This is a genomic window from Delftia sp. CH05, assembly GCF_009827015.1.
GTDB lineage: Bacteria > Pseudomonadota > Gammaproteobacteria > Burkholderiales > Burkholderiaceae_C > Comamonas > Comamonas tsuruhatensis.
Genome location: NZ_WUMG01000065.1, coordinates 22,181 through 29,617, shown reverse-complemented (window position 1 = coordinate 29,617; position 7,437 = coordinate 22,181). Strand labels below are relative to the sequence as shown.

The following is a 7,437-nucleotide window of genomic DNA, read 5'->3' as shown; positions in this document are numbered from 1 at the left end:
CGCCTTGGAGATCTGCACGTCGCGGTAGCTGCCGTCCATGTGGGGCAGCCGGGCCTCCAGCACCATGCGCTGGCCCGAGCGCATCACGACCTGGTTGCTGCGTATCTGCAGCAGGGCATCGTCGCGCGAGTGCAGGCCCTTGATCTCGTGGCCGAGCACGGCATAGCGGCCGCGGCCGAAGAAGTCCTCCCAGGCCTTGTTGACCAGTACCACGCGGTGGTCCGCGTCGGTGACCAGCATGGGCAGGGGCGTGGTCTCGAACAGCAGGTGCTGGAAGGCCAGCTGGGTCTGCAGTTCCTGCTGCGCCTTCCAGCGGGCCGTCACGTCCACGGCGCTGCCCGCGAAGCCCACGAGCCGGCCGTCGCGCAGCAGGGGGACGACGGCGATGTCGCAGAGTATTTCCCGGTGGCCCGGCAGCTGGAACATGGCCTGGCAGTTGCGCGGCGCCAGCCGGGCCAGGGGATCGAGCAGGGCCTGGATCTGCGCGCGGTACGGGCCGTCCACGATGTTCTCCAGCGGCTGCCCTACGGCCTCGGAGCTGGGCTGGCCGGTCAGCTGTTCCCAGCGTGCGTTCACGAAGGTCAGCAGACCCTCGCTGTCGGTGCGAAAGATCAGCTCCTGCACGCTGCGCATGAGCACGGCCATCTCGTGCTCGCTGCGCGCCAGGCGCGCCTGGGCCTGCTCCATGGCCTGCTGTGCCGTCTTCTGCTCCCTGCGCGTCTTGAGCACCGACCAGCTCAGGCCCAGCACCAGGGCCAGCAGGGCCACGCCGGCCACGAAGAAGGCGAAGGCGTCATCCCTCCAGCGCGCCACCAGGGCTGCGTAGGGCTCCTCCACCACCAGCAGCAGGGGCCAGTTGCGCACGGTGCGAAACGACACGATCTCATGGGAGCCGAGCATGCCCGCGCCGATGTAGGAGCCGAATTCGCTGTGCGGCAGCCACTGCCGGAACAGCGGTGTCTGCAGCACGGCGGTCGCCTGCACGCCCGTGCCCGCATTGGTGCTGGCCAGCGGCCGGCCGTCGTAGGTCAGCAGCACGGCCTCGTAGCTGAGGATCTCCAGCGTGGCCTGGTAGAAGTTGGCCACGGCGTCGGGGTTGATCAGGGCCACCAGCACGGCGGGCATGCCGTTGTCCTGGTGAAAGCCCAGCAGCTGCGGCAGAAACGACACGCCGCGCGGCGACGGGTGCGCGCGGGGCGCCAGGGCCGACAGGCCACGGCCGGGCACCAGCCGGCCCAGCAGGGGCTTGCCGGGCACGACGACGGCGCTCTTGTCGTGCAGCAGCTCCTGCATGTCGATCTGCTGGCCGGCCTCGCCCGCCTGGGTGCTGGCCAGGATCAGTCCCTTGTCGTCGAGCAGGGCCATGCTGCGCAGGTAGGGCAGCTGGGCGATCAGCTGGGCCATGGCGGCCTCGCGCGTGCTGCGCGTGCTGCCGGCGGCCAGGATGGCGGGGTGGTGCGCCAGGCTGGACAGGGCCATTTCGGTGTTCTCGAAGGTCTTGGCCGTCTGGTCCTCCAGCACGCGCGCCAGCAGTGCGGCCTGGGACTTGCTCTGGTCGGCCTCGGCGTGCAGCTGGCTCCAGACGAAGAGCACCAGCCCGGCAAGCACGCACAGGGCAAAGGTCAGCACCAGTGCCTTGATGTGGGCGCTGCGTCCGGCACCCAGGAAATGATGCGCGGTAGCTCGATCAGACATGATGAAGATGCTCCATCAGAAATTCCGGGGCGCGACGATGGCGGTCAACCCGTCGTGCGGCACAGGAACGGGCCGGGCCGGCGCGAACGCCTGCATCCAGTGCCAGCCGTCCGCCAGCCTGCGGCTGGACGGGCCGTCTGTCATGGACAGGTCCACGCGGCCGGTCTCCCGTGCGCGCATCATCATCAGTCGCTCCTTTCAAGGCTGGCCAGGATCTGCAGCAGCCGGGTCGGGCTGAAGGGCTTGACCAGGTATTCGTCGGCGCCCGCATTGAAGCCCGCCTCGCGGTCCTCTGCGCTGTCCCGGGCGGTGAGCAGCACCACCAGGGTATGCCGCAGATCGTAGGAGGTCTTGATGCGACAGCACACCTCCAGGCCGTCCAGCGTGCCGGGCATCATCATGTCCAGCAGCACGATATCGGGCTTGTTGCGCTGGGCCACGGCCCAGGCTTCGTCGGCGGTGGGCACCTCCATGACCTCGTAGGCGCCGGACTCCAGCGTCATGCGCAGCAGTTTGCGGATGTCGGCCTGGTCTTCGACGATCAGTATCTTCTTCATGGCGGACCTTTCACAACGCAGTTGAAGGGGGCTGCGTGAGGTTAAATCATAAATATCAAATTCATCAAATTTATATTGAATTTTTCAATCGTATTTGATGCAAAATTGCTGCCATGTCCGAGAACAGCACCCCATCAGGCCAAATTCCGCACTACACGACTGCCGAGGTGGCAAAGCTGCTGGGCATGGCCGTGCGATCGGTCCAGCTCATGGTCGATCGCGGCGAGCTGGAGGCCTGGAAGACGCCCGGAGGCCATCGCCGCATTACGCGCGCTTCCGTGGAGCGCTGGCGCAGCAGGCAGGGCGAGCGCGCAGCGCCCGGGGTGCCCGGCGCACCAGCGGTGGCACAGGCGCCGGCCCTTGCCCAGGCGGGTTCGGGCACCGGGCAGCGGGTGCTGCTGATCGAGGACTCCGTGCACTTCCAGAATCTGGTGCGCATGCTGGTGCAGCGTCACTTTCCCGACGTCCAGCTGCATGTGGCGAACGACGGGATCACGGGCATGGCGCTGTACGGCCAGATCCAGCCCGATGTGCTGCTGGTGGACATCCTGCTGCCCGACATCGACGGCGCCGCACTGATCACCACCTTGCGCACCCATGAGCAGTTCGCGCGCTGCAAGCTGCTGGTGGTCACCTCGCTGGAGGCGTCAGAGCGCGAGGCCTATGCCTTCGCATTGGGCGGCGTGCGCGTGATCCACAAGCCCCAGCTGGTGCAGGAACTGCCCGAAGCGCTGGGCGGGCTGCTGGGCGGGCCGGCGGCGTGAACGCGCCCCTTCCCGCGGTCCTGCTGGTCGAGGACGATGCCTCGATTGCGCGGTTCGTTGCGCTGGCGCTGGAGGGCCTGCCGCTCACGCTGGTGTCCTGCACGAGTGCGGAGCAGGCCCAGCAACTGCTGCAAACCCAGCCCTTTGCCCTGCTGATCACCGATCTGATGCTGCCCGGCGCCTCCGGCGTGGAGCTGATCGAGTGGCTGCGCCGCTCGCCGCAGGCGGGCTGCTGCGCCGTGGTCTTCAGTGCGGGCGTGCGGGCCGATGTTGCGCTGCAGCTGGAGCAGTTGAAGGTGTGGCGCGTGCTGCTCAAGCCGGTGTCGGTGGCGCAACTGGTGGACTGCGTGGAGTCGGTGCTCCAGCAGCATGCGCCGCCTCCCCCTCCCAGGCAGGAGGCCGGGACGGGCGAGGGCGCCGATGCGCAGCCGGATGTGCGACCGGATGTGCAACCGGAGGCGCCGTCGGACGCGCTCGCCATCGCCAATTTCTTTGGTGGCGACGCAGGCCTGTTCCACAGCTACCGTGACATCTGCCTTGCACACTTGCCCGACGATATCGCCCGGATGGAGGTCCTTATCGCGGAGCAGAACGCCATGGCCCTGCGCAGGCAGGCGCACAGCCTGCAGAGCGTGTTGCGCCTGCTGGGACAGGAGCGGGCCAGCGGACTGACCAGGAGCCTGGAGCAGGCCTGCCTGGCCGGCGACTGGGCCGGTGTCACCGATGTCTGGCGGCCACTGGGCGCAGCCTTGCAGCAGCTGCTGGAAAGCGCAGGCCAGCGCGACCGGCGCGACTGAGCGCCGTGCCGGCCTGCCCCGGCTTCAGCCCGGCGGCCTGCGCCGCAGCCATCCATGCCAGATCCCTGCCGCCGTGGGAACGGCCAGGCAGACTCCGGCCAGCATGTCGCCAAGGCCGCCGTCGCTGAACAGGGCCGAGACCAGGCCGATGGCCGTCAGCACGCCCAGCGCGATGGGCCAGCCCCAGAGAGCGAGAAAGCCCCGGTGTTGCGCGCCGCTCATGCCGTGATCTCCTTGCCGCGCGGCGCGGGCTGCGGGGCCGGCACGCTCTTGCCCTTGTTGATCCACAGGTACAGGCCGGTGCCCAGCACGATGATGCTGGCGATGTCCAGCAGCGCCCAGAGGATCTGCATGGCCCGCCCGCCGTAGTCGCCGAAGTGCAGCGGCTGGGACACCAGCAGCGCCGTCAGATACCAGGGCAGGGCGGGCGCGGCCGTGACCTGGGCGGTCCTGGCGTCCACCAGCACGGGCAGGAACAGGCGCGAGGTCAGGGGCTCGTTGCCGCGCAGGAAGAATGTGTGGTGGTGCGGGCTGGAGAACGTGGTGCCGGGGAAGGCGATGAAGTACAGCCTGGTGCCTGGCACCTGCTGCTGGGCGGCCTGCAGCGATTGCTGCAGCGAGGCGCGCTCCGCCACCGGCACCGTGTCCTGGCCCTGGTAGGGCGCCAGCACGCTGCTGAGCTGGTCATGCTGCCAGTACTTGATCAGCAGGTCGGCCCAGGTATTGATCATGCCGGTGGCGCCCACCACGAACAGCCACACCAGGGTGACGATGCCCAGCAGGTTGTGCAGGTCCAGCCACTTCAGGCGGGGCTGGCGCGTGCGGCGCACGGTGCCGAAATCGAGCTTGCGCATGAAGGGCGCGTACAGCACCACGCCGCTGACGATGGCGATCAGCAGCAGCAGCCCCATGAAGCCCAGGAACAGCTTGCCCGGCAGCCCCGCGAACAGGTCCACGTGCAGCTTGAACATGACCCACATGAAGCCCTGGTCGAAGCGCGGCTGGGCCAGCAGCTCTGCCGTGCGCGCATCGATGACCACGGAGCGGAAATCGTCCGTGGGCGCCGGCGTGGGCGTCATGGTGACGAACCAGAGGTCGTCGGTGTCGTCGGACTTGGAGACGAACTGCACCACGCGGTCCGGGTGCTGGGCACGGGCCACCTCCAGCACCTTGTCCAGGCTGGCATGGGGCGTGCCCTGGGGCATGGGCGGGGCCTCCACCTCGGTGCCCAGCAGGTGGCCGATTTCGTGGTGGAAGATCAGCGGAAGGCCGGTCAGGCACAGCAGCAGCATGAAGACGGTGCAGACCAGGCTGCTCCATTTGTGCAACCAGGCCCAGGTTTTGATCGTGTGGCTTTGCATGGGGTGTTTTTTTCTCTGACAGAAGGGGGCCTGCGGCCCCCGCCATCACCGCGCCCCCGGCGCCATGCCGGGGGGCGGGGCGGTTGCCGGGGGCTTAGAAGTCCACTTGTGCCGACAGCATCAGCGTGCGCGGCGCGCCCGTGGTGGTGTAGCCGGCGGCAGTCACCCAGTAGCTCTTGTTGCTGACGTTCTCCAGGCTGGCGCGCAGCACCACCGGCTTGCCGGCCACGTGGGTGCGCAGGCGTGCGCCCAGGTCCAGGCGTGTCCAGCCGGGCATGCGCAGGATGTTGGCCGCGTCGTAGTACATGGACGAGGTGTGGATCACGCGGCCGTTCAGGCTCAGGCCCTCCACCCAGGGCGTATCCCAGTCCAGGCCCAGGTTGAAGGTGCGATCGGGCACGCCGTTGGCATCGTTGCCCTGGTTCACGCCGCCTGCCGTGCGCGAGAGCCTGGCGTTGTTGAAGGCCGCGCTGGCCAGCAGGCGCAGGCCCTTGTGGATCTCGCCGTAGGCGGTCAGCTCCAGGCCGCGGTTGCGCGTCTCGCCGCCGAAGCTGTAGACATTGGTCACCGGGTCCGTCATGGAGCCCGGGCGCTGGATCTGGTAGAGCGCGGCCTGCGTGGTCATGCGGCCCCAGTCCACCTTCACGCCGACCTCGTACTGCTTGGACTTCTGCGGCGCGAACACCTGGCCGGCATTGGCCGTGTTGGGCCCGGCCGTGCCGCCTGCAGACAGGCCCGCCGTGTAGTTGGCGTAGACCGAGACATGGTTCTGCGGCTTGAACACCACGCCGGCCAGCGGCGTCACGGCGCTGGCCTTGTACAGCGTGGTGCCGCTGGCGTTCTTCTGGTCGATGGTCTGGTCGCGCAGGCCCACGGTCACCAGCAGGCGGTCGCTGAACAGCGCCATGGTGTCGGCCAGCGCCAGGCTGTGCTGCGTCAGCTCGGCGTTCTTGGTGGGCGCGCCGCGCACGAAGTCGATGGCAGGCAGGGGCGACGGGTTGTAGATGTTGGAGGGGACGGCTTCGGTGGTCAGCTGGTAGAAGTAGCCGCTCTCGCGGTCCATGTAGTTGGCCGCTGCCACCACGGTGTGGCCGATGGCGCCGGTCTTGAAGCGCGTGCGCAGGCCCACGTCGGCCGAGGTGGTCTTGTTGAACTCGTCGTAGAAGCCGTTGCGCACCGTGAAGTTGCCCAGCGAGTCGATGCGCTGCACGGCCGTGGGGAAGCTCTGGTCGCTGGACACATCGCTGTAGCCCACGCCGCCGTAGACGGAGGTGTTGGCGTTGATGTCGTATTCCACGCGCGAGATCACGGTCTTGGCCTTGTCCAGCAGCTCCGTGCCCGGGTTGAAGTTGATGCGACTGTCGGGCACGGCGGGCACCTGGGTGATGCCGGCCAGGAAGGCGCTTTGCGGGCGGAATTCCGTGGTCTTGCCGCTGGTGGTCAGCGCGTCCAGCGACCAGCGCAGGCCCTGGCCTTCGTAGTCCAGGCCCACCGAGGCCAGGCCCAGGCGCTGGCGGCCGCCGTCGATATTGCCTTCGCCGTTGCGCCACACGCCATTCACGCGCACGCCCCACTGGTTGTCTTCGCCAAAGCGGCGGCCCACGTCCAGGTGGGTGCCGAACTGGGCCTTGCCCATGTAGGTGGCGGTCAGGCGGTTCAGCGGCACGTCGCCCGCGCGCTTGGTCACCACGTTGATGCTGCCGCCGATGCTGCCGCTGGGGCCCACGCCATTGGTCAGCGAGCCGGGGCCCTTGAGCACTTCCACGCGCTCGATCACCTCCAGCGGCAGGCGCGTGGAGGGCGACAGGCCGTACAGGCCGTTCACCGACACATCGCGCATGGACAGGGAAAAGCCCCGCACCTGGAAGTCATCGCCATAGCCGCCGCGCGCCTGCAGGGTGCGCACCGAGGCGTCGTTCATCACCACGTCGGCGATGGTCAGCGCCTGCTGGTTCTCGATCAGCTCCGAGGTGTAGTTGGTCGTGCTGAAGGGCACGTTCATCTGGTCGGTCTTGCCCAGGATGCCCAGGTCGCCGCCGCGCGCGATCTGGCCGCCGGCATAGGTCTTTTGCAGTCCGCCGATGGCCTCGGCCTGGTCGCTCACCGTCACCTCCTTGAGGGCCGGGCCCTCGGCCGTCTGGGCCGCCACGCCCACGGCGGCCAGGGCCAGGCCGGCGCCCAGGCATTGGCGGATCAGGCGCGTGAGGGGATGGGGAGCGAAGCGGAAGTCCGCAGGAGTGCTGTGGTGCGTCATGGCAGTCAT

8 protein-coding genes are annotated in these 7,437 nt (G+C 68.3%); 2 read left to right on the top strand and 6 right to left on the bottom strand.

Annotation, left to right across the window (positions count from 1 at the left end; translation table 11 throughout):
• The 3 genes from GRX31_RS28470 to GRX31_RS28465 all read right to left on the bottom strand — a co-directional run.
• Nucleotides 1–1,695: PAS domain-containing protein (locus GRX31_RS28470; RefSeq protein WP_160855931.1), on the bottom strand; the 1,695-nt coding region annotated here is incomplete at its 3' end.
• 15 nt (nucleotides 1,696–1,710) lie between these two features.
• On the bottom strand, nucleotides 1,711–1,881 hold the full coding sequence (locus GRX31_RS30690) for a hypothetical protein (RefSeq protein WP_202396752.1): 171 nt from the start codon (nucleotides 1,879–1,881) through the stop codon (nucleotides 1,711–1,713).
• Entirely contained in the window at nucleotides 1,881–2,252 is a 372-nt protein-coding gene (locus GRX31_RS28465; protein WP_017407052.1) for a response regulator transcription factor, read from the bottom strand. Before GRX31_RS28465 ends, GRX31_RS30690 begins: the two co-directional genes overlap by 1 nt.
• A 113-nt stretch (nucleotides 2,253–2,365) precedes the next feature.
• On the opposite strand from GRX31_RS28465, the gene GRX31_RS28460 reads away from it, so the two are divergent.
• Nucleotides 2,366–3,016 (top strand): response regulator, encoded by a 651-nt coding sequence (locus tag GRX31_RS28460; RefSeq protein ID WP_160855929.1) that lies wholly within the window; start codon nucleotides 2,366–2,368, stop codon nucleotides 3,014–3,016.
• A complete protein-coding gene (locus GRX31_RS28455) occupies nucleotides 3,013–3,813 on the top strand; it encodes a response regulator (RefSeq protein ID WP_160855927.1) in 801 nt (266 codons plus the stop codon). The genes GRX31_RS28460 and GRX31_RS28455 overlap by 4 nt, the downstream gene beginning before the upstream one ends.
• A 24-nt stretch (nucleotides 3,814–3,837) precedes the next feature.
• Here GRX31_RS28455 and GRX31_RS28450 read toward each other — a convergent pair whose 3' ends face one another.
• The 3 genes from GRX31_RS28450 to GRX31_RS28440 form a co-directional block, all read right to left on the bottom strand.
• Nucleotides 3,838–4,035, bottom strand: a complete 198-nt coding sequence (locus GRX31_RS28450) for a hypothetical protein (protein WP_074923645.1) — start codon at nucleotides 4,033–4,035, stop codon at nucleotides 3,838–3,840.
• Nucleotides 4,032–5,174 carry a PepSY-associated TM helix domain-containing protein gene (locus tag GRX31_RS28445; protein ID WP_074923646.1) on the bottom strand — a complete coding sequence of 381 codons (1,143 nt, stop codon included), beginning with the start codon at nucleotides 5,172–5,174 and terminating at the stop codon, nucleotides 4,032–4,034. The genes GRX31_RS28450 and GRX31_RS28445 overlap by 4 nt, the downstream gene beginning before the upstream one ends.
• A 94-nt stretch (nucleotides 5,175–5,268) precedes the next feature.
• Complete coding sequence (locus GRX31_RS28440; protein WP_160855925.1) at nucleotides 5,269–7,437, bottom strand: TonB-dependent siderophore receptor; 2,169 nt, start codon at nucleotides 7,435–7,437, stop codon at nucleotides 5,269–5,271.

Coding starts and splice junctions, on each gene's coding strand:
- GRX31_RS28460 (WP_160855929.1), top strand. CDS start 2,366: ATGTCCGAGAACAGCACCCCATCAGGCCAAATTCCGCACTACACGACT.
- GRX31_RS30690 (WP_202396752.1), bottom strand. CDS start 1,881: ATGATGATGCGCGCACGGGAGACCGGCCGCGTGGACCTGTCCATGACA.
- GRX31_RS28465 (WP_017407052.1), bottom strand. CDS start 2,252: ATGAAGAAGATACTGATCGTCGAAGACCAGGCCGACATCCGCAAACTG.
- GRX31_RS28450 (WP_074923645.1), bottom strand. CDS start 4,035: ATGAGCGGCGCGCAACACCGGGGCTTTCTCGCTCTCTGGGGCTGGCCC.
- GRX31_RS28440 (WP_160855925.1), bottom strand. CDS start 7,437: ATGACTGCCATGACGCACCACAGCACTCCTGCGGACTTCCGCTTCGCT.
- GRX31_RS28445 (WP_074923646.1), bottom strand. CDS start 5,174: ATGCAAAGCCACACGATCAAAACCTGGGCCTGGTTGCACAAATGGAGC.